Below are 21,565 nucleotides of genomic sequence, written 5' to 3'. Positions count from 1 at the left end.
GACCTAATATAAAAACAATTATTTTATTCCTCATTTTGTTTAGAAATAAACATATCGTATATATACCACTTATATAACAATGTAAACATTCCACAAACTATAGATAAATCCGCTAAATTAAAAGCTGGCCAATACCAATCATCAATATGAAAATATATGAAATCATATACAGCTCCCCAATAAATCCTATCAACTACGTTTCCGATTGCTCCACCAATCATCAGAGAAAACCCAAGGTAAGTTAACTGATCATCAGACTTGTATATCAAGTATGCAAGTATACCAATTATTAGTATTGAAAATGCTGAAAAAAAGAAACCGCCATGCGGTAAAGCGCTACACATTCCAAAACTAATGCCTGAATTCCAAACTTCAATTAGCTTTATAAAGCTAGTGATCTCAATTGATTCTCCCTCATCAATCAATGAGTTTATGTACAATTTGCTCGTTTGGTCAATCAATACTATAATTAATATAACAATTAAGCATAACTTTTTCATAAATTTGCCTTTAACCTATAAACTTTAAGTATATCATAATTTATTTGTTTTGTTAACTCCTCAATACTATGGAATTTTTTTTCTGACCTTATGAATTTTAAAAGTTGTATATTAACTTTATGATTATATACGTCTTCATCAAAATCGAATATGTGCATTTCTATTATAGGCTTTTTCAGATCCTTAAATGTAGGTCTCATACCAATATTGACTACTCCATATAACCAATTTGGGTTATTATAAGAAAACATCACTTTAGCGTAATATGTACCAAATTTTGGTTTTATCATGCAATCTTCTATAGGAATATTTATGGTTGGGAATCCTATTTCTCTACCTCTACATGCACCTTTTGTCACAACACCAGAAACTTGATAAGGTCTACCAAGTAATTTATTAGCAATTTCTATTTCGCCCCTTTGTACATACTCCCTTATTGAAGAAGAAGAGCAAATTTTGCCGTCAATTATTAATGGCTCTAATTTAGTCAAAGAGTATCCATATGTTTCAGAATATTTCTCTAGAGTTAATATATTACCCAATCGTTTATGACCAAAAGTGCAATTTTCTCCGACAATTATGTGTTTAGTGCCATATTTATCTATTAAAATCTTACTGATAAAGTCATCGCAGCTAACCTCAGAAAAACCTCTACTAAAATTAATAATATACAAGTAATCTATACCATAGCTGCTGATTAGTTTCTTTTTTTGTTCTTGGTCTACCAACCTAAAATTGTTTCTACCAAATAAAACAGTTGATGGGTGAGGCTCAAAAGTTAAAACTGCGGAGGGTAATCCTCTTTCTTGTGCTACCTTCTTTAGAGTGGAAATTGTAAATTCATGTCCTAAATGAATGCCATCAAAATTTCCGAAGGTTAGTGCTACATTATTTTCTATCCCTTGCTCACAATTATAAATAATTTTCATACAATTTGATATATTTCTTATATATAATAACTATATTTTAGTAAGCTACGGAGATAAATTGTGAAAAATGTTGTGATATATGTAAAGAAGGGCTGCCCATACTGCATAAGGGCAAAGGATTTACTAGATAAAAAAGGTGTGAAGTATGAAGAAATTGATGTGCTCAAAAACTCAGATTTGTTTGACGACATAAAATCAAAGTATAACGTTAGAACAGTTCCACAGATCTTTATTACTGATGACAATGGGAGTTATATTCATCATATTGCAGGAAGTGACAAATTGATGGATCTTGAAAAAGAAGGAAAGTTGGATGATATGCTAAATAATAATGACAATCACACTGATGTCACAACCTACACAAACAGCAATGATGAATGTGGAGAGTGTGTTATACCACATGATGATTTTATGTAATTTTTTACTTTTATTGTTGCTGGCATAACCACTTTAAACAATTCTTAATAAATTAAAAATACAATTCATCTAGTGAGTTTTTTTAGTGGGAAAAAATGACAAAAAATATTTCAATTATTAGTAGAAACTTAATTAGTATCGAATTAGTTAACAAACAAGATTTAGAGAATTTCATCAAGATTTTTACAGTGCTTGATAAACATATAGCAGCTAAAACACTTTTTACAGAAGAAGTGAGAATAGAGTATAAACAGCGCGACGGCATAGAAGTCGTTGAATTGCTAAAAGATACAGGCTTTACATATCATGAGGTTGAAAATGTATTGAACCATCTGAGTAAACACGTAATGGAAGTGCCCAGCAGCGTTATAGCACATACCCTTTTTGCTGCATACAATCATGCACTTGAGTTTAAAGACGTAACATTTTCCCTTTTTGAAGGATTTCCACAATTTAATATCAGAGTAAATAAGAATACCTTTATAATAACTCCTATGAGTGAAGAGAATTTGGAATTGAATTCACAAAATAGTAAAACGCTTATAGAGTCATTAAAGAGCGAAAAAAGTATTTATGATTGTATAGTGGAAGAAAATACCATTAAAGTTATAGTGCATTCTGAAATACATCAAGCTATAAATTTGATTGTAAAATCACTGATAAAGTCTCGCCTTTTAGCAAAAGAGGAAGAAGGAAAATTCAAAGAGAAATTGAGACAACTTGCCTTTAAAGATCAAGCTTTTGTTGAGTATTCCAGTATCAAAACCATCAATAGATATCCACATAATCATCCTCTGAGGAAGCATGAAAGTGTTACTAAGGATATAGAAAATATTTTATGTGATTTCATAACAAATGAGAATAGCGAGTTTGCTATAGAGCGGTTAAATAAGCTGAGCTCAGCAGTTTCTCCGGATACTCCAAGAATCATCACTAAAACTATAGATAAACTTGTTAAGTTTCACTAAGGTATACGAGAGCCTATAGACTTCTTGTATTACCTTTTGTCATCCAAGTAGCCAAGCTACTTGGTTCTTTTTTTGGATTCCAGCACTATGTACATAACTGTACAAACATTGTGGTTTCAGGTACTCATGGAAACAAAAAACTTCCTTGACAAACTCCGCCAGCCCCCTTATCATGAAACTGAAGCTATATTATTTAACTTCCCAATCTGTGCAGATTAAAATGACAAGAAGACTTGTATTTGGCGTACTATTGTTTAATTTTTGCACTATGTGCATACTATGTCTTTATAAAAATTTTGGGTTTTTACCCACATAAGCTGAAAAGCGCTTATAAAGCGTTTAAGACATCACCCAACGTCAAATTTTAAAATAAAGAGTGGAATAACTAGCTACTCCGGGGATTCTTTGTCTTTTTTTTCTGCTGGTAAATTTCTTAAACATTTATAGCTTAAGTTAGTTGCGTTTAAAAGCAGCTAAATTGCAGTGTTTAAGACTTAAAGAACGCCGATACTGAAAATAGACAATGACTAGGGCTTCTTTTGCCTTTTTTTTCGTTTGGTAAATTTCTTAATGTTTATGGCTAAAGTAACTTAGGTTCACCGACAATCGTCATCCCGCTACGTGTTAGCGGATGAGATACCGCGGCGGTATGACGGTTCGTGGCGGCATAGCAATTCGTCATCCCGCTACGTGTTAGCGGGATCTCTTGTTAGCGCCGCGGCGGTATGACGGTTAAGTAGGGTGTCATCCCAGTGCGTGACGCTAGAATCCCAAAAAAAGGATGATGTCATCCGAGTAGCTGACACTGGGATGACAGGAGAAGGTACTGACACCCTTTTGGATGGAAAGCTACTTGCATGACATCATAGGCGCACTGCCGTCATAAAGGAACCAGTGTCAAGCTACTTGAATGACAGGGAGAGAATGCTGGAGTGACAGTTCTTCAAATCGTCAGTAAACCTAAAAACTATTTGCCTTTTTCCTAGGTTATGCAAGAAGTCTAATCATTTGAAAAATAAAAATTTTTATTTAGTAATTTGTGTATAAAGGATATTATTTTACTGGTAGTGAAATAAATCAGAATGAAGTCTATTTTATTAACGAGGCCTTTATTGGATTCGTTCAATACGAGAAATATATTGAGAAAGTATGGATACAAAGTTTTTATAGAACCAGTATTCACAATAAAACACTTAAATCCTGATATATCTGCGCACGAATTTGACGTTGTAATATCCACAAGTAAAAACAGTGTAAAGGCTTTTAGTCAAATATGCAAAGTGGATGACTTTCCGATTATTACAGTTGGTAATTCAACCATGCAGACTGCAAAAAATTTGGGATTTTCTGATATAATCTCAGCAGACAGCAACGTTGATGGTCTGATATCATTCATAAAAGCTCATTATTCAAACGCAATAAAGTTCTTGTATATAAGGGGACAAGAAGTATCATGTGACCTAAAAAAGAGATTATCCGAAGAAGATTTTAATGTAAGAGAAGTTGTACTCTATAAAACAATTATTAAAAGGAGTCTAACTAATAGGTGTAAAAATTTGCTGTTGGATGGTAAAATTGATAGCGTTGCTTTTTTTTCCTCACAGACAGCAAGGATATTTTGCTCATTAGTTCTAAAAAGTGGCCTATCTCATGTGATAAACAATACAATTGCATATACCATGAGTAAGAACATTGCTGATAGTTTAAAGTTAATCAAATGGAAAAAAATTATAACATCGAGGTTACCTACTGGGGAGAGTTTAATTGATATAATTAATAAGGATTGCTGATGCTAAAGATTGCAACTTGGAATGTAAACTCCATACGTAAAAGAGTTAACCAACTTTGTAGTTTTATAGTTGAGAGTAAGATAGATATAATTTTGCTGCAAGAGATAAAATGTACGGAAGAGCAATTTCCTTATGCAGAGATAGAAAAGCTAGGGTATAAATGTGCTGTTTATGGACAAGTTGCAAGAAATGGCGTTTGTGTTTTATCTAAATATCCGATACTGGAAGAATTAAAAATTGATATTGTAGAGGGTTATCAAGAAGCACGTTATATAGAGTGCGTAATAAAGCACAATAATCAGAAGGTAAGAGTAGGGAGCGTATATGTCCCAAATGGTCAAAGCCCGGACTCTCACGCATTTGAATATAAACTCAAGTTTTTTGATAACCTATATGAAAGAATGAGCAATTTGTTGAAGAATGAAGAGTTAACTATTATAGCTGGCGATTATAATGTTGCACTGGATGAAATTGATGTTTTTGATTCAAATTTATTGAATGGCCAAGTGTGCTTTCATATAAAAGAACGTGAGAAGTTAAGAGCAATCTTGAATCTTGGGTTTAAAGACACGTTTAGAATATCCCACCCCAATTTGCAACAATTCACTTGGTGGCATTATCAAGGCAATTCACTCAGAAACAATCAAGGAATGCGAATAGATTATATGCTATTATCGCCACAAGCTGTAGATAAATTGGAAACATGCTACGTAGATGATAGATTGCGTAAGCTAGAAAACCCATCTGATCATACTCCTGTTGTATGTGCTATAGAATAATAGTAGACCTCTTACACAACTCACTTTTGGCAAACTTAGGTCTTACTTGGTTGCTGCTCTATGGTCTCTTCCCTTCGTTTGGTTTCCTTTCCTGCCCAAGATCGATCTTGCTGCTCACTCTTTTCATTTCCCCTGTTGTTTTCCTGGGAAATTTGCTCAGGAACAGGTTGTTGTTCACTCTTTTCGTTTCCTTGGGAATTTTGTTCAGAAACAGAGGTGCCTTTCTCAACTCCTGTAACTGGGGTTTTTAAAATATCATCAATGCCCTCGAGAATTTTTCCATTCAGTTTTGCTCTCTTTTCTGTATCATCTTTATCTTGTGAGCTAGGGTTATATAAAGTACCTGGTTTGTCATTTGAAAAAAGACTTTTTACTACTTTTACTTCAGCGATTAAAAGTCCAATAACAGCAATACTTAGCATAATTGGACCAGTGCCAAAAGTTAGCGTTGCAAGAACAAAAAGAGCAACAGGAAGTAAAGATTTACGTAAGAACGTTGTTACCATCTCTTCATCACTGAGTGGTGGTTCATCCTCTTCTTTTTTGTCTTTACCAAAAAATGGTACCTTCTCTAGTAAACCGTCTTTAAAAGAGCTAAAAAAGTTTTTAGGATCTACCTTTACTTCAAGTGGCCACCCAGCAAGCTTTATGAATGAATCTTTAGCTTCTGTACCGCGTATATCAGCTACACAATCATCTACTACTGCCTTTATTTCACCATTTTCTAAATTCTCTTCACTAGCTAAATTTTTTTCTCTAATTTTTTTAGATACGGAAAGTAAAAACTGAAGAAAATTTTCTTCACTTAGTAACTTTATATCTTCTGGCTTGACATTTTTGAATATACCTTCATGATTTTTTGATATAAAAGTAAAAATTTTCTTTTCATTTCCATTTTGTAATCGCTCTAATCGTTCGTATAATGACTTCAGATTACTCTGTAATTTTTGTTTTTCTTGATCTGAAAGTTCTTCTTTCAATTTCTGTTCCTTCTTTTCTATTTCCTGTTTCGTTTGCTTTTCTAGATTTTCTGGATTTTCTAAAATATCTAAGAAAGCACGATAGATTAACTGGTGCTCCTCGTTTTTAAATTTAAAAACTTTCTCATCTTTGTTAGTTACCTGAGTAGGTAATTTTGGAGGTTTTGAGCTTTTTACTTGTGGGCCTGTCATGGCTGACCTATTTACATTTGCTATGTTCTATTCTAACATATTTTTCGTATTAGTTCAAATGATTTATACCCCTAGAATCCATGGCATTTAAATCATAATTAAGAAAAGCCCCAGTTGTTGCTAATTTTCACCTCTACTTCAAGTGGTACAGAAATCTTCACTGCATTTTCCATTATATCTTTCATAAGTTTTGCTGTTTCTTGTACCTTTTCGTCTTCTACTTCAACCAATAGTTCATCGTGAACTTGGAGGATTATTTTACCTGCTTTTAACTGGTCAAAAAGCTGAATCGTCGCACGTTTTATTATATCAGCGGCGGTTCCTTGCAGTGGTGCGTTTATTGCTGCCCTTTCTGCAAATTGTCTTATATAAGGAATTGTATTGTTTATGTCTCTTACAAAGCATCTCCTGCCAAACAAAGTTTCTACATAACCATGCAATCTTGCGATAGACACTGCTTTTTCCATATAGGCCTTTATTTCTGGGTAACAGGAAAAATAGTAATTAATGTATTCAGCAGCCTCTTGAAAGGTAATTCCAAGTCGCTTTGCAAGACCAAATGGGCTAATGCCATATATAATTCCAAAATTAATCGATTTTGCTTTGCGTCTTAATTGCTCATCTATTTCTTGCACTCCAAAAACTTGCCTTGCGGTGATCTCATGAATATCTTGTCCGTTTGCAAAAGCTTCTTTAAATGCTGCAACGTTTGCAACGTGTGCCAGGAGTCTTAATTCTATTTGCGAATAGTCAGCAGAGATTATCTTGCACCCTTTTGGCGCAATAAATGCTTGTCTGATAAGATTTCCCTCTTCGCTTCTGATAGGAATGTTCTGTAAATTAGGATTGCTGGAGCTCAGCCTTCCAGTTGCAGTTGCAGTCGTTGAAAAGTTTGTGTGTATCCTACCATTAAGTGGATCAACCTGCTTTATTAATGCATCAGTGTAGGTACTCTTCAATTTACTTGAATGTCGCCAATTTAGAATTTTACTTGCGATTTCTACTCCTTCTTCTTCGAGTGCCTCTAGAACTTCATAATTGGTGCTATACGATCCAGACTTTTTTGACTTCTTCTTTTTACTGAGCCCCATTTTATTGAACAAAACATCACTTAATTGTTTTGGCGAAGCAATATTAAATCTTTCTCCTGCCAAATTATATATCTCATCTTCAAGCACGGCAATTACCTGCTGAAATTTATCGGACAGCTCCTGTAATTTTTGTATGTTAAGTAATATCCCATTTTTCTCCATATCAAATATTACTTTCATAAGTGGCTTATCGAAGCGCTCGTAAATTGTGAACAATTTTTCCTGAAATAACCTCTGCTTTAGCTTTTCATGAATTGCTATTAAAGTTTTTGCCGAGAAAATTTCTGTATTTCCGCTCAAATTATGCGCAACTATGTTTGGAATACTGTGATCGTGTTTTCCTGTGTCAAGGCTATACGACATTATCACCAAATCATCAACTGAATCTAGAATCTTCTCCACTGCAGGAAAGATTTTCCTCATCTCTTTAATGTTATGTATTATTTTAAGCACCCCATTTGAGAGTAAAGTTGAGTTAATTATAATGAGTGCATCTTGTATGCCGTCTTGCTCTATATAAAAAATATTACTTTCGCTATAAGATAAACTTAATACATTGTTTTCAAGGCGGTAATGAATTGCAATTTTGCCTTCATATCTACAATGCTCTAAAAATTTCTCTAACTCTTCACTACTATATTCTGTTTTCTTTTCTGTGCTAGATCCATTATAAGAAAAAAGCTTTTCCATTTTACCTATTAAGGAATTGAATTCATACTTCTTTAAAAAGGACAATAATTTCTCCATACTTGGAGAATGGACTTCATATTTTGCAATATCATGCTGAAGGTCTACTTTTTCGCATAGTGATAAAAGTTCTCTTGAAATTAGTGCTTTTTCCTTATGTTCGGTAAGAATATTACGAATCCTCGTTTGCTCGATGTTATCAATGTTCTCTATAATATTATTCAATGAATCAAATTCATCTAGTAATTTAGCTGCAGTCTTCGGACCTATTCCCGGAACGCCTGGAATGTTGTCGGATGCATCACCAGTTAGAGAAAATAAATCAAGAAGCTTATGTGAGTTTACACCAAATTTTTCTATTACTTGTTTTTCATCTATGTATATATTTTTAATGGGGTCGAATATTAAAATATTGTGGTTCAAGAGTTGAAATAAATCTTTATCTGATGAAACGACTACCACTTTAAAGTCTTGGTAATTGGCGTATTTTGCAGCTAGTGTTGCGATTATGTCATCTGCTTCATAACCTTCAATTTCTTCATAGCTGAGGTTAAAAGCTTCTACAGCTTCCCTCAGTATGGTAAACTGTGGCATTAGATCCTCAGGAGGCGTTACTCTGTTTGCTTTGTACTTAGGATATAAATCGTGCCTAAAATTCTTTTTCCCTGCATCAAGTGCTATAGTTAAGTAGTCCGAATGGGCAATGTACTTAAGAACCATATTCAGAAAGCCATATACACCACCTATTGGCATTCCTGTTGTGGTAATTAAGTGAGGTAGTACATAGTAAGCTCTGAAAAGAAAACCATAGCCATCGATGATTGTGAAAGTTTTTTCTTTCATTGTAGATATTTATACGTGCTTTTGATGGTTCACTATTTAGCTGCGAAAATCAAGTTTTTGTTTTTGAGTGTTGTAAGAGATTTTGCCGAAAATAGCGTTTATGCATGGTTATACCAATTAGACTTCTTGCATAACCATATAACATTGGGAATAGAAACAAAAAACTTACTTGACAAACTCCGCCAGTCCTCTTATCATGAAACTGAAGGTATTCAGTTATCTTCATCTGTGCAGATTAAACAGCAAGAAAACAACGTAGTTGGCGTCTTATTTTTAATTTTTTGCACTATGTGCACCTTATGTCTTCATAACATTTCTGGGTTTTTACCTATATAAGCTGAAACGCGCTGTTTAAGACAGTATAGAATGACAACTAGCTAACGCGGGGTTTCTTTTGTCTTTTTTTTATTTGGTAAATTTCTTAATGTTTATAGCTAAACGACAACCGTCATCCCTGTAAAGGTCAAGTATCCCGCTACGTGTTAGCGGGATCTGCTGTGGCGACATAAACTCAAATCATTTCAAATTTCAATCCAAAGAGGTATCATTATGTCAAATAACTTCAATTTTAAAGAATTTTTTCACCATTACGAAGCAAATAGTACGTCAGATGATATACAACGGTACTGTATACTCTGGAAATCAGTAATAGTGCAGGCAACGATTGATGCAACAAGTAACTGTAAAAAAACAGAAAGCTTGGTGGAAAAACGTAAAGCGATTTCTTGGTTATCAGATCTTAGTCAAGATTTTGTGCACACATGTATATTGGCTGATTGTGATCCGGTATACGTAAAAAACAAAATACAACCAATTTTAAAAAGCCTTACTAGATAAAGCCTTTTCAATGAGGTTTACTCCTTTTACCGAAAAAAATATCATTCAATCTCCTATCTATAGTTGTCTCTATATCTTTGATTAATAGCTGCTTTATCATGTTTACTTTCCGCTTTGCATCTTGAGCGTGATACTCATTGTTGCCACTGTTATTGCTGTAATTATTCTTGTCACTATAACTACTGCCACTTGGTTTACTACTGCTACTACCCTTTTTTCTTCTTGTGATTATGAACATAAGTATCCGTATTATCTTTTCCTTTAAAAAGGACTTCCAGCCTGTGCTAAGGAACAACTTATAGAGAAAATGCGGAGTAAGAAACGCCACTAATATTCGAATAGAAATTCCGTAACCGAGATCTTCCCTATTTTCATAATACCACTTGCAATATTGAAACAAACGGTAAAACGCATTTTTGAAAGAGCCAAATTCTACAGCATACCAAAAACCATTGCTGAGAAACATGAGTACAATGCTGAACGTGTAAAGATACATTGTGCAGAGAAACAGCTTTACAACTATATCTTTTAAGCTGCCTAGTATATAATTAAATAATCTTAATTTATAGAAAAGTGATATCATTTCACACCCACTTCAACATGGCTGGGGTGGAAGGATTCGAACCTTCGCGTGGCGGTATCAAAAACCGCTGCCTTACCACTTGGCTACACCCCAATACTACTTACATTAATAACACTATTAGCCCAATTAGTAAAAGATTTATTTGCTCTTTCTATGGGCATCACAGCAATAGCTGGCTGATCATAAGAATGCATTGCTTCGATTTTTTTTACAATTTTATCAACTTGATCATTTTTGCTTTTCATAATTGCTACTACTTCACAACTATTACTAATTTTACCTTCCCATAAATACAGAGAATTTACTTCAGTTACACATACAATTAACTTCTCGTTTAACAATTCTTCAGAAATAGTTTTAGCCTCATTTAAATTTGAAAAAGTTGAAAACTAAACTATTCATTAGAATTTACATAAACACATTGCTACTATACTCTACCGAGGTTTATTCATCAAGAGAAAATAGATTAGATTTTTCTGTTATTCCAGCACTCTCTTCTGCGCTTACTATTACCCACAAATATAAATGGATTTATAAATAGAGTATTACAATATTAAAGTTTGCAATATTGAGGGTATAAAATGGCGAACAAAAGTAATGAATGGGCTAAAGATGAATTTGGAGATGCAGTACTTGGAGATAAAAGATTAACTGACCGGTTAGTAACTCTTGCTGATAGTCTGGCAAGTTTACCTGAAAGCTCAATTAATCAGGCATGCGGAAGTTGGTCAGAAGCAAAAGCAGCATATCGTTTTTTTCAAAATGAAAATGTAAAAGAAAGTGATATTTTAGCTTCACATGTTGCTAAAACAGCTGAAAGAACGAAAGCTCACAAAAGGGTTCTTGTGATTCAAGATACAAGTTATATTTCATATACTCACCATAAAAAAACAAGTGGGTTGGGAGATATCTCAAGAAAAAGGGGAACCTAAAGGAATTATAATGCATACAGCCTTTGCTGTGAGTACAGAAGGCTTGGCGCTAGGAATAAAAGGTTTATTTGAGGCCTACTATTTCTGAAGAAGATAAAAGCCAGATCAAGAAAAACGATACTATTCATATTGAAGATAAAGAGAGTATAAAGTGGATAGAAACTTTAAAAAAAACAAATAGTAGTATGGATTCATCTCAGGCTGAAACTATAACTATATGCGATAGAGAAGCAGATATGTATGATTTTTTCGAACTTGCACATAGTCTTAACTCAGCAGTTTTAGTAAGAGCTTGCCAAAATAGAGTAGTAAACAGAAAGTATCGATGTCCTAGAAAAAACAAACAAAAGTTATGGGAAGTCCTCCTCTTGTGCGGGTACAATAGAAGCTGCAATTCCCGCAAAAGATGATAAGCCAAAAAGGACGGCATATTTAGAAGTTAGATTTGGAAGGTTTATGATGAATCCATCTAAAAATAATATTAGGCACAGGACAGAAAAATTACCTAATCTACCATTTTATGCAGTCTATGTTACTGAAAAAAATCCTTTCCCTGGAATAGATACACTAGAGTGGATGCTTTTAACAAACCTTCCAGTCAATACATTTGACGAGGCTGTTGAAAAAGTTAGTTGGTATTGCCTTAGATGGAAGATAGAGATATTTCATAAAATCTTAAAATCTGGTCTAAAAGTTGAGGAGTGTAGACTTGAAACAGCAGAAAGATTAATGCGGTATTTAACAGTTATGAGTATTATCGCTTGGAGAATTTTATTTATTACATCAATTGCAAGCAACATTACCGTGTACTGCCTTATTGGCTGAAGAAGAGTGGAAAGTTTTATACGTTAAAATACATAAGAGACCATGCCCTAATATAGCACCTACTATAAAAGAAATGGATTGCTCAATTAGGTGGTTATTTAGCAAGGAAAAGTGATTTAGAGCCAGGACCTTCTGCTCTTTGGAAAGGATGGAAACGTCTCTTTGATTTGGCAGAAGGATGGAGGCTCGCTCATGAATTTTATACTTGTGGGTAATAGTAAGGTGTTTGACGAGGCGGGAGCTGGAAACGTTAACATGGGAATTTGGATTGAGGCCCACAGTGAAAACGACGGAATAGCCACTAAACCCTAAAGGAGGCGCGCCAGTTCTCGACCCTACATAAACAATTTGAAGGCTTTTCTAAAATGGTTTGTAAACATTTTGTATTTGAATATTAGCTTCTATTTTTTTGCATTATCTACTCTGTGAGTTGCTTTTGTGCATGCTTGATCAATTACGTTTTTTAAAATTTTTTTTTTGTAATTTTATCCAACCATGTAGGCAATAAAAATCTATTTATTATAGAAACAGAATTTAAAGAGTAGATAAAATATATACAAACTATATAGTTTAATTGAAATTTAAAGATATGTAATTATAAAACAGTATTACAAAGTGGGTACTTCAATAAGATAATTATTATGGATACAGAAAAATATCACTATACACTTGAGCAAATTCCTGCAAATCGCAGGTTAGTTGAAGGACTCCATTCGCATGGGAAAATTACGCAAGAGGCTAGAGAGTATGCCTTAACTCTTCTTTATCCTCACAATCAATGGGGTTTATGGATATCTAGGTTACTACTAACTGTCGGTGTAGTGCTTATATTGTGTGGTATAGTCTGTTTCTTTGCTTTTAATTGGACAAAAATTACTTCAGCTATGAAGCTTTTTTCTATCCAATTTTTTATTATTTCCTGTCTCATCGGAGTCTATTTCCATTCTTTACAACACGCTAATGGGCAAGTATTGTTACTTTCTGCAAGTGTATTGGTAGGTGTGTTTATGGCAGTATTCGGACAGATTTATCAGACTGGTGCAGATTCCTATCAGCTTTTCATGATGTGGTCACTGCTAACGATCGGCTGGACACTTATCTCTAATTTTGCTGCACAATGGATTTTATGGCTGGTGATTACCAACATCTTTCTTGTATTATGGTGGGAACAAGCAGCTTTGCCTACTAGCGAAATGGAGTTTATGATCTTTTCCTACTTAGCCATTCTCAATGGTATTGCTTTGGCACTACGTGAATATTTTGCCACGGTAAAAACGTACGAATGGCTTGCCGTACGATGGACAAGAGTAGTGCTCACCATTGCAACGTTATTGATCATGCTAATTCCTAGCATAGTTTGGATAGACGAACCAAACTATGCTACAAAATCTATTAAGTTGAGTAGTATTATTGGCCTTATTGGACATGGATCAGCATATTTCTTCTATCGCTATAGGTTGTTGGATATGTGGTCATTAGCCGCTGTAGTGCTTTCCATCTGCTTTATTTTGGAAGCAGCAGTTTTCAAGATACTTTATGAAATGCTTGATGGAAGTGCGATTATGTTTCTATTGATGAGTTTGACAACACTTAGTGTATTCACTTATGCCATAACATATTTACGAAAAATAGTAAAAGAAATGGAGATTGATCATGTCTAACAAATACAATGCAGCACATCTACTTCAACAGCTAAATAGCAAAGGTTTTGCCATTGATAATGGGCTGTCTGATTTTATTATCAGTCAACAAAAAGAGAAGGAGCTGCCAATTTATCTGAGAGTTGTGATTGGTATTGGTGCATTTATCATATCGGTATGTTTTATTTGCTTTTTAAGTGCTGCTAGTATTATTGACTTCGCTAATGAGAAAGGGCTGATTATTTGGGGAATGGTCTTCGTCGCTGGGGCTATAGGGTTACAAAAGATTGCTGATCACAATGATATGATCAAACACAGTTTTTACATGCAGCTTTCGTTTGCATTGATGGTAGTCGGCAAGACCATTTTTGTGTACGGTTTTGGGGAAATGTTGAATTCTTGTTGGGGTATAACCTTAGCTTTACTTATTATCGTTAGCATCACGTACCACATTTATCGAATATCAATTGATCGCTTCCTCTCCTCTTTTGCTGTGCTGTTTTCCATCTTAATAAATATATATATTATTGTAAATAAAGATGGAGGTTCAATAGATTTGCTGTTAAACAGCTTCTTCTTATTCCAGTTAGCTAGTGCGGCCATTCTGCTGACGCATGGAAAAATTAAGCGTGATTATATTCCTATCTCTTATGCATTCGTCTTTTCACTCTGCGCTACTGTACTGTATTTGGACTGTGCAGAACTTGTAAATTCGCAACATAAAGAACTAATTTACCCTGGCTTCATCAAAATGGCATTGGCCAGTGGACTGATTGCCTTATTTGGCTGGGCTGCAGGTAGTATAGAAAAACTAAAACACGGACCATTGATACTGGCATCTATAGGTGCAGTAATCTTGGGATTAATTTCAAACTCAGGTATATTACTTACTATTGGATTAATGGTACTCGGCTACAGCAAACATGAAAAATTACTAATCATAGCAGGAGCCTTATTCATGCCGGTATTCTTGTTCTTATACTACTATACACTCAATATTTCCTTAATGGAGAAATCTTATATTCTTATAGGAAGCGGAATCGTACTGTTGGCAGGAAGATTTTATTTGCGCAATAAAGGCTGGGGCACATCATGCGCACAAAAGTGATGATTGTGTTATCTGTAATTGTTCTGGTAGCTATGAATTATGGCATTTACGAAAAAGAACAGATCAAAAAACATGGTGAAACTCTATTGCTTGAACTTACTCCTGCTGATCCGCGCTCGCTTATGCAAGGGGACTATATGCAATTTAGGTATGCTATAGAGCGTAATACGCCTATACAAGAGCTGGCACCACATCAGAAACGTGGATATATGGTGATTAGCCCAGATGAGAATAACGTAGCACAATTTGTCCGCTTTCATGATAAAGGGAAAAATTTGATCTCTGGTGAGAAATTATTATATTTCCGCAGGCAGTATGACATACGCATCATTCCTAATTCATTCTTTTTTCAGGAGGGACACGCTCAGCATTATCAAAATGCTAAATATGGTTTATTTAAATTCGACAATTCAGGCAATTATCTACTTGTTGGATTAGCAGATCAGAATAGGCAAGAAATAGTTGTTAAAACGTCAATTGCGGATTAAGGAATGAAGAAAGAACGAAAAATACTGGGCTTTTTCTTTCTAAGTCCTGTGTACAAAATTCAGGCATTGCTAACTTGACCTTAGCAAGAAAAAGGTGGCGGAAAAGTCAGGAATGTCTTTTACAAATAAGGACAGCACTAATAGACCTCTTTCAAAATTGGCAAAGAGCAAAAATTAGTATAAAATCATACATTTAAAAGTATGAGATATGAACAAAACAAGGAATTAGATAATGAAGAATTTCGGCGGCTGACAGGAGTAAAAAGGTCAACATTTAATAAAATGGTAGAAATTATAGATGAAGAAGATAGACGAAAAAAAGCAAGGAGTGGGCGCAAAAGCAAGCTCTGTATAGAAGACAGGCTATTTATGGCATTGGAATATTTGCGAGAATATCGGACATATTTCCACATTGGTCGAAGTTATGGTATGAGCGAAAGTACGACCTATAAAATAATAAAGTGGATTGAAGATACATTGGTAAAACATCCAGATTTTGCGTTGCCAGGACGAAAAGAACTTCTAAAAAGCGATATGGAATATAGTGATCGATGCAACAGAAACTCCTGTGGAAAGACCCAAAAAAAGTAAAAACGGTTTTATTCAGGAAAAAAGAAAAAGCACAGTATAAAAACACAAATAATTGCAGAAAAGAAAAGCAAAAAGATCATTTGCACATCTTTCTCAAATGGATGATTTTCGGCTTTTTAAGGAGTCAAGAATGCACATAGTCCCGGACATGAAAGTTTTAGCTGATTCACAGAGGAATGCAAAAGATACATAAAAATGTTGAATTACCGTACAGGAAGACGAAAAAGAAGCAGTTGAATAAGGTAGAAAAGAAAGAAAATCAAGAGCTTGCAAGTCAAAGAGTTGTGGTTGAGAATGTTATAGGTTTGCTGAAAAGATTCAAAATTATCGCAGATCGATATCGAAATAGACGAAAACGTTTTGGATTGAGATTTAACCTTATTGCTGGAATTTATAATTGGGAGTTGTAGATCTGAAGTTTCGAAAGAGGTCTAGTGTTAATTCAGATCTTTTGTCAACCTAATCAACCCCATATATATGTTTTTTTTGTACCCATGCTTTGCGTTTTGGGGTGGAAAGAAAGCACCATTCTTCGTTGCATTTTTCTATCTTCATCACAATAAACTTGTCTATTTTCATAGTAATCTTGCTGTCTACACTCTGTTTTTGATATCCATAAGTATCTTCTTTTATCATTGCGCGGCGCTTATCACTAAGCAGATAGCCTTTTATCCATCCACAGTCTTCATCTATATCGCAGACCTTTTTCCAACTCTCAAACTCTTCTATCACTCTCAGGGGCAGATTTTTGCAAGTGTATATCCATTTTATAGGATAGTGAAACCCTGGCCCCGTTCTCATGTTGATCTTACTTGATTTTGTTGAAACAAAGTTATTAGCAAACAAGCTATGGCTAAATAATAAAAACAATAGGATAATCAGTGTCACGCACTGGGATGACGTGAGGGATAGTTTATTCGTCATAATTCACGATTAGGTTGACATAAGATAAAGAGTAAATTAAAAATTGAATAGATCTTTAAATACAAAATCAATGCCTATAGAAATATTGATGCCTGCTCTTTCTCCGACAATGAGCAAAACTGGAGGAAAAATTGTTAAGTGGCATAAAAAAGAACAAGACAAAGTTGAAGTAGGCGATGTAATTGCTGAGATAGAGACTGATAAAGCCATAATGGAGTTTGAATCTGTGGATGAAGGAGTCATAGCAAAAATTTTAGTAACAGAAGGAACAAGTGGCGTGCCTGTAAATCAACTGATAGCTTTAATGCTGGAAGAAGGAGAAGATGAAAGTGCACTCGGTAACTATGTTTCAACTTCTGCTACCAATATTGAAGCTAAGAAAGAAGTTGAAACCAATCCCTCAGTGCCATCCAACTCCTCAACATCGTCCAATTTTTCAGTGTCATCGAACTCCTCAATATCATCCAACTCTCCAATGTCATCGAACTCCTCAATGTCATCCCAGTGCGTGACACTGGGATCCAGCTCCTCAATGTCATCCAACTCTCCAGTGTCATCCCAGTGCTTGACACTGGGATCTAGAAAAGAGGAAGGAACAGAAGGTAGAACAAAAATAAGTCCATTAGCTAAGAAAATAGCTCAAAATGAAGGGGTTAACGTGCAGCAATTAAAAGGTACAGGTCCATACGGTCGCATAATTAAGGCTGATGTGTTGGAGTTTTTAGACAGTGGTATACGCACTGAAAGTCCTGAGATAGTTGAAGTAAGTAACATGCGCCAAGTGATAGCACAGCGCCTGACTGAATCCAAACAGAATGTTCCACATTTTTATTTAACTGTAGATTGCCAGGTTGATAAGTTAATATCGTTAAAAAACGAGATTAACTCAGCAGATGAAAACAATAAAGTAACAATTAATGACTTAATTATAAAAGCTGTGGCTTTTAGCATGAAAAAATTTCCTGATATAAATTCTTCGTGGATAGATAATAAAATACTTAAATACTCGAATGTAGATATTTCAATCGCTGTGGCACTTGAAGATGGGCTAATTACTCCTATAGTAAAAAATGCTGATAAAAAGGGTATTTTATCTATATCAAAAGAAGTGAAAGATTTAGTAAGCAGAGCAAGATCTGGAAAATTAAGGCCAGAAGAATTTCAAGGAGGTGGGTTTACTATTTCTAATTTAGGAATGTTTGGTATAAAAGCCTTCAGTGCTATAATCAATCCGCCGCAATCTTGCATTATGGCAGTTGGTGCATCCAAAAAACAACCAATTGTTATGAATGAGAAAATAGAGATAGCAGAAATAATGACAGTAACACTTTCTGTTGACCATAGAACGGTTGATGGAGCACTCGGAGCAAAATTTTTAAACGCTTTTAAGCATTATATAGAGAATCCTCTGGCAATGCTTATTTGAAACCTATTAGCATTATTATTACAAAATTAATACCTCTAAGTTTATAATTTTATTAGTTAATAGGTTTAGAGGTAAAAAAATGAATACTACAGTAGAAAAAAATAATCCAGAAATTTTTCCTAAAAATGAAAACTCAAAAGGCATGGTTGCCCCACCAAGAGCACCAGAGACCAAGTTATCGTCGCAGAATGAGTTAGAAAAAATAGTGAAGCTTAATCCACCTGTTCCTCCGAAATCTTCCCAAGCTAAATTTGCTGGAATAAAAGCGATTTTTGAGCAAAATGCATCTCATTCCCAAGCAAATGATAGTAATAAAACAGTGAGTAGCAATCTTGGAAGAACATTTGGCCCAACAATGCAAAATTTGATGAAAAATCATAATATTGACATTCATGAAAGCACTAATAAATTAAATGCCAGAGAGAAAGCTGATTCTGCTGTTCCAAAGCCTAATGTTATGGAAGAAAAGAAAGTTACTTTAGCTGCAGAAAATGAATTGGAAACCGTAAAATTTCTCAAAACACTAAGCAAGAAAGAAAGAGAAAACCTAGGTTTTTCTCCTAAACAGCAAAAGGTTGAGACTAGCAAAAAAACTTACAATCCTCTTGATTGGAATCCAATCTATCAAGGTAAAAAGCGCTTTAGCTTAGACAATATGTCAAGTAATTCGTCTTCATGTAGTGAAAAAAGCAATATTTCAGATATAAGCGATAAGTCTAATAATTCAAACATTGTCAGATGTAATATTACTAGGAGTAACAGTAAGGAAGACCTTCGTAAACCTGATGCTTCACATAATGACAAATCTGCAGGTAAAAAATTATCTAATGTCAACGTAAGCGAATTAATCAGAAAGTTTGAACAAGGTAATAATATAGTAAAGACCCCAGTTGCGGATTAATCAATATAGTAAAATCTAGAAATACAGGGCTTTTTAGGCTTCATGGAATATGAAACTAATGTGGAAAAGACGTGCACCAAGAAATTTATTGGAGACCTGTGCCTTGAATGCTCAAGCTCAAGTCTGTCTTTTAGGTAGCCAAAAACTGTTTCAATAATCGACCTTTTTCTTAAAAAAATCTTTTCTTCAAGTAGCATTAATGTGTTTTTCATACCTTTTTTTACTTTGGTAACGAGTTTTAGTCCTCTATCGAAGAGTTTTGCAAAGAGCTCTTTCTTTATATAGCCCTTATCACCAAACAAAAGACCAGTCAGTTTTTCAGTTAATTTTGGTACTGGTTTTCTGTCGTCAACGTTACCTTTAGTAAGTGTAACTCCTTGAATTTCACCTTTTTCATTAATTACCATATGCAATTTAAAACCAAAAAACCAGCCATATGTAGTCTTTCCAAGCTTTGCCAATCCTTTGAAAACTTTGTTTCTTGAGATTCTTTTTGGATGGCAAACAGCGATAGATGTTGCATCTATGTACGAAATCCCTGTCATTTTCGACTGCTCACATAGCCATTGCAAAAGTAATGCTAAATACCATAAAACCCTCGGTTTTAGCCTAATAAATCTACTATATGTTGGCAAATTTTGAAACTCAGATCCATATAGTGCTTTCAAATAATATGTATAGAAAGATTTAAAGTCCTCACATCTAGATTGTTGATAAAGTAAAATTATAGTAAGAATTTCAGAATGCGTAATCTCTGGCGTTCTGGTAGGTTTTTTACTGTTTGGCAGGAGTTTTTCTGCGAAATTTTTGTTTATAGCCTTGCAAAAATCGTCTACAAAGCAAAATAATTCTGTTACATTTTTATTCATGGGTAACCTCTCTACTTTTTGATAATATGTTTCCGGAGTTTACCCTATTTCCCTATCTTTTTCACTGACTTCTAATCCGCAACTGGGGTTAAAGGGGCGTTAATCAAATATTACCCTATCTTTGTATATGCAAAGGTAGGGTATCTTTTCAAAATATTATATCCTTTATGTATCCGTTCAGCCAATGGCGTCAACTTAAGGACATTTTAGACTTCTTTGTTGAAATAAAACAGCAACAAAAGTGCTATTTATTGCAGCTTTTAGGTAATTTAATGGTAAAAATTTTAGAGAGAAATTTTATACACTATCACCGATATTTTTCCTTAAGTTGACGCCATTGGCTGAACGGACACGATTTCTTCTCCAAACTCTGCTGAAAATTCTTATACATATTAAAAACATCTTGATAATTGAGGTGAGTGTAAATTTGAGTAGTTTCCAGGCTTGAGTGGCCAAGCAGTTGTTGTATTGATCTTATGTCAATATCTTCCTGAAGCAAATGAGTAGCAAAACTATGGCGAAATGCATGTGGAGATAAAATTTCTGGTAAATTTAACATTCTCCTTATTTTTTGCAAACGATTAGCCACATAAGTTCTTCCCAATTTTTTTCCTCTTACTCCCACAAAAAGATGTTGTGCTTCATCAAGGTAAGGACAGGCTTTTACATATTCTTGTATACATTTTTTTACTACTGGGAGAATGAATACCTGCCTTTGTTTATCTCCTTTACCTGTTACTATTAAACTTTCATTGTTAATATCACTAACCCTAAGGTTCAACGCTTCACTGATTCTTAAGCCTGTACCATATAGCAGGACGATAATCGCAATTTCTCTTTTTACCACCCAAGGTTCGCCCAGGTCGGATAGTTTCATTTCTTTCAATAAAGTTTTTATATTAGATATTGAAAGTGCTTTGGGCAAAGTTCTTCTCTGAATTGGCCTTGATAAAGAGAATACGGCCTCATTGTCTATATCGTAATTATTTTTTATATACTTGAAGAAATTTCTGATTACTGAGAGTGCTCGAGTGTTGGATCTTGCATTCACACCTCTTGCGTAACGAGAGGTAAGCCAACTTCTGAGCTCAGGTACGCTCAATTTTTCCAAAGTGCCGACATTTACTTCTCCACCAATGTGAGTATTTAGGAAACTTATAAGATCCTTCAAGTCCCTCATGTATGACTCTAAAGTGTTTGGTGAATAAGATCTGTTGCACCTCAGCCACTCATGCCATTTTTCAATGATTGAACCGAGGTCCACA

General features: G+C 34.5%; 18 protein-coding genes, 1 tRNA gene and 3 pseudogenes. 12 read left to right on the top strand and 10 right to left on the bottom strand.

Features of this window, described 5'->3' with window-relative positions; translation table 11 throughout:
- Positions 1-23 precede the first annotated feature (23 nt).
- Positions 24-500, bottom strand: a complete 477-nt coding sequence (gene lspA, locus NBW37_RS07185) for a signal peptidase II (protein WP_256466268.1) — start codon at positions 498-500, stop codon at positions 24-26.
- A complete protein-coding gene (ribF, locus tag NBW37_RS07180) occupies positions 497-1,429 on the bottom strand; it encodes a riboflavin biosynthesis protein RibF (protein ID WP_250296332.1) in 933 nt (310 codons plus the stop codon). Before ribF ends, lspA begins: the two co-directional genes overlap by 4 nt.
- Positions 1,430-1,489: 60 nt before the next feature.
- Here ribF and NBW37_RS07175 point away from each other — a divergent pair, with 60 nt between their 5' ends.
- The 4 genes from NBW37_RS07175 to NBW37_RS07160 all read left to right on the top strand — a co-directional run bounded on the left by NBW37_RS07175 (position 1,490) and on the right by NBW37_RS07160 (position 5,383).
- A complete protein-coding gene (locus NBW37_RS07175; RefSeq protein WP_370273091.1) occupies positions 1,490-1,846 on the top strand; it encodes a glutaredoxin in 357 nt (118 codons plus the stop codon).
- A gap of 95 nt (positions 1,847-1,941) precedes the next feature.
- Positions 1,942-2,814, top strand: a complete 873-nt coding sequence (locus tag NBW37_RS07170; protein WP_250296331.1) for a hypothetical protein — start codon at positions 1,942-1,944, stop codon at positions 2,812-2,814.
- A gap of 1,082 nt (positions 2,815-3,896) precedes the next feature.
- Positions 3,897-4,604 carry a uroporphyrinogen-III synthase gene (locus NBW37_RS07165; protein WP_250296330.1) on the top strand — a complete coding sequence of 236 codons (708 nt, stop codon included), beginning with the start codon at positions 3,897-3,899 and terminating at the stop codon, positions 4,602-4,604.
- Entirely contained in the window at positions 4,604-5,383 is a 780-nt protein-coding gene (locus NBW37_RS07160; RefSeq protein WP_250296329.1) for an exodeoxyribonuclease III, read from the top strand. Before NBW37_RS07165 ends, NBW37_RS07160 begins: the two co-directional genes overlap by 1 nt.
- 35 nt (positions 5,384-5,418) lie before the next feature.
- Here the strand turns inward: NBW37_RS07160 and NBW37_RS07155 are convergent, their stop codons facing one another.
- A complete protein-coding gene (locus tag NBW37_RS07155) occupies positions 5,419-6,555 on the bottom strand; it encodes a hypothetical protein (RefSeq protein WP_250296327.1) in 1,137 nt (378 codons plus the stop codon).
- Positions 6,556-6,653: 98 nt separating this feature from the next.
- Positions 6,654-9,176, bottom strand: a complete 2,523-nt coding sequence (locus NBW37_RS07150; RefSeq protein WP_250296326.1) for a DNA polymerase I — start codon at positions 9,174-9,176, stop codon at positions 6,654-6,656.
- Positions 9,177-9,725: 549 nt separating this feature from the next.
- Here NBW37_RS07150 and NBW37_RS07145 point away from each other — a divergent pair.
- Positions 9,726-10,013, top strand: coding sequence for a hypothetical protein (locus tag NBW37_RS07145; RefSeq protein ID WP_250296325.1), 288 nt, complete (start codon positions 9,726-9,728; stop codon positions 10,011-10,013).
- A 7-nt stretch (positions 10,014-10,020) separates the two neighbouring features.
- On the opposite strand, the gene NBW37_RS07140 is transcribed toward NBW37_RS07145, so the two are convergent.
- The 3 genes and pseudogenes from NBW37_RS07140 to cutA all read right to left on the bottom strand — a co-directional run.
- On the bottom strand, positions 10,021-10,251 hold the full coding sequence (locus NBW37_RS07140; RefSeq protein ID WP_250296323.1) for a hypothetical protein: 231 nt from the start codon (positions 10,249-10,251) through the stop codon (positions 10,021-10,023).
- A 363-nt stretch (positions 10,252-10,614) separates the two neighbouring features.
- Positions 10,615-10,689: transfer RNA gene (locus tag NBW37_RS07135), tRNA-Gln, on the bottom strand.
- Positions 10,680-10,985: pseudogene (cutA, locus tag NBW37_RS07130) on the bottom strand (divalent-cation tolerance protein CutA); the annotation flags it as partial. The gene NBW37_RS07135 and the pseudogene cutA, both read right to left, overlap by 10 nt.
- A gap of 192 nt (positions 10,986-11,177) precedes the next feature.
- Between cutA and NBW37_RS07125 the strand changes: the two are divergent.
- The 5 genes and pseudogenes from NBW37_RS07125 to NBW37_RS07105 all read left to right on the top strand — a co-directional run bounded on the left by NBW37_RS07125 (position 11,178) and on the right by NBW37_RS07105 (position 16,590).
- A pseudogene (locus NBW37_RS07125) lies at positions 11,178-12,568 on the top strand (IS4 family transposase).
- A 426-nt stretch (positions 12,569-12,994) separates the two neighbouring features.
- On the top strand, positions 12,995-14,014 hold the full coding sequence (locus NBW37_RS07120; protein WP_250296320.1) for a DUF2157 domain-containing protein: 1,020 nt from the start codon (positions 12,995-12,997) through the stop codon (positions 14,012-14,014).
- Positions 14,007-15,101: a DUF4401 domain-containing protein gene (locus NBW37_RS07115; RefSeq protein ID WP_250296319.1), complete on the top strand. Its 1,095-nt coding sequence runs from the start codon at positions 14,007-14,009 to the stop codon at positions 15,099-15,101. Before NBW37_RS07120 ends, NBW37_RS07115 begins: the two co-directional genes overlap by 8 nt.
- Positions 15,086-15,589, top strand: coding sequence for a GDYXXLXY domain-containing protein (locus NBW37_RS07110; protein ID WP_250296318.1), 504 nt, complete (start codon positions 15,086-15,088; stop codon positions 15,587-15,589). Before NBW37_RS07115 ends, NBW37_RS07110 begins: the two co-directional genes overlap by 16 nt.
- Positions 15,590-15,790: 201 nt before the next feature.
- Positions 15,791-16,590 (top strand): annotated as a pseudogene (locus NBW37_RS07105) (IS5 family transposase).
- A gap of 49 nt (positions 16,591-16,639) precedes the next feature.
- Here NBW37_RS07105 and NBW37_RS07100 read toward each other — a convergent pair.
- Positions 16,640-17,104 carry an SH3 domain-containing protein gene (locus NBW37_RS07100; RefSeq protein WP_250296316.1) on the bottom strand — a complete coding sequence of 155 codons (465 nt, stop codon included), beginning with the start codon at positions 17,102-17,104 and terminating at the stop codon, positions 16,640-16,642.
- Positions 17,105-17,174: 70 nt separating this feature from the next.
- On the opposite strand from NBW37_RS07100, the gene NBW37_RS07095 reads away from it, so the two are divergent.
- Positions 17,175-18,530 carry a pyruvate dehydrogenase complex dihydrolipoamide acetyltransferase gene (locus NBW37_RS07095; RefSeq protein WP_250296314.1) on the top strand — a complete coding sequence of 452 codons (1,356 nt, stop codon included), beginning with the start codon at positions 17,175-17,177 and terminating at the stop codon, positions 18,528-18,530.
- A 79-nt stretch (positions 18,531-18,609) separates the two neighbouring features.
- Positions 18,610-19,431, top strand: a complete 822-nt coding sequence (locus NBW37_RS07090; protein WP_250296313.1) for a hypothetical protein — start codon at positions 18,610-18,612, stop codon at positions 19,429-19,431.
- Here the strand turns inward: NBW37_RS07090 and NBW37_RS07085 are convergent.
- Complete coding sequence (locus NBW37_RS07085) at positions 19,428-20,300, bottom strand: IS982 family transposase (RefSeq protein WP_250295817.1); 873 nt, start codon at positions 20,298-20,300, stop codon at positions 19,428-19,430. The genes NBW37_RS07090 and NBW37_RS07085 overlap by 4 nt on opposite strands.
- 307 nt (positions 20,301-20,607) lie before the next feature.
- Positions 20,608-21,564: a tyrosine-type recombinase/integrase gene (locus NBW37_RS07080; RefSeq protein ID WP_250296312.1), complete on the bottom strand. Its 957-nt coding sequence runs from the start codon at positions 21,562-21,564 to the stop codon at positions 20,608-20,610.
- Between the last annotated feature and the right edge of the window lies 1 nt (position 21,565).

It is taken from the genome of Wolbachia endosymbiont of Oedothorax gibbosus, assembly GCF_936270145.1.
Lineage (GTDB): Bacteria > Pseudomonadota > Alphaproteobacteria > Rickettsiales > Anaplasmataceae > Wolbachia.
The sequence above is the reverse complement of the archived record's forward strand: the minus strand, read 5'-3'. Positions and strand labels throughout refer to the sequence as shown.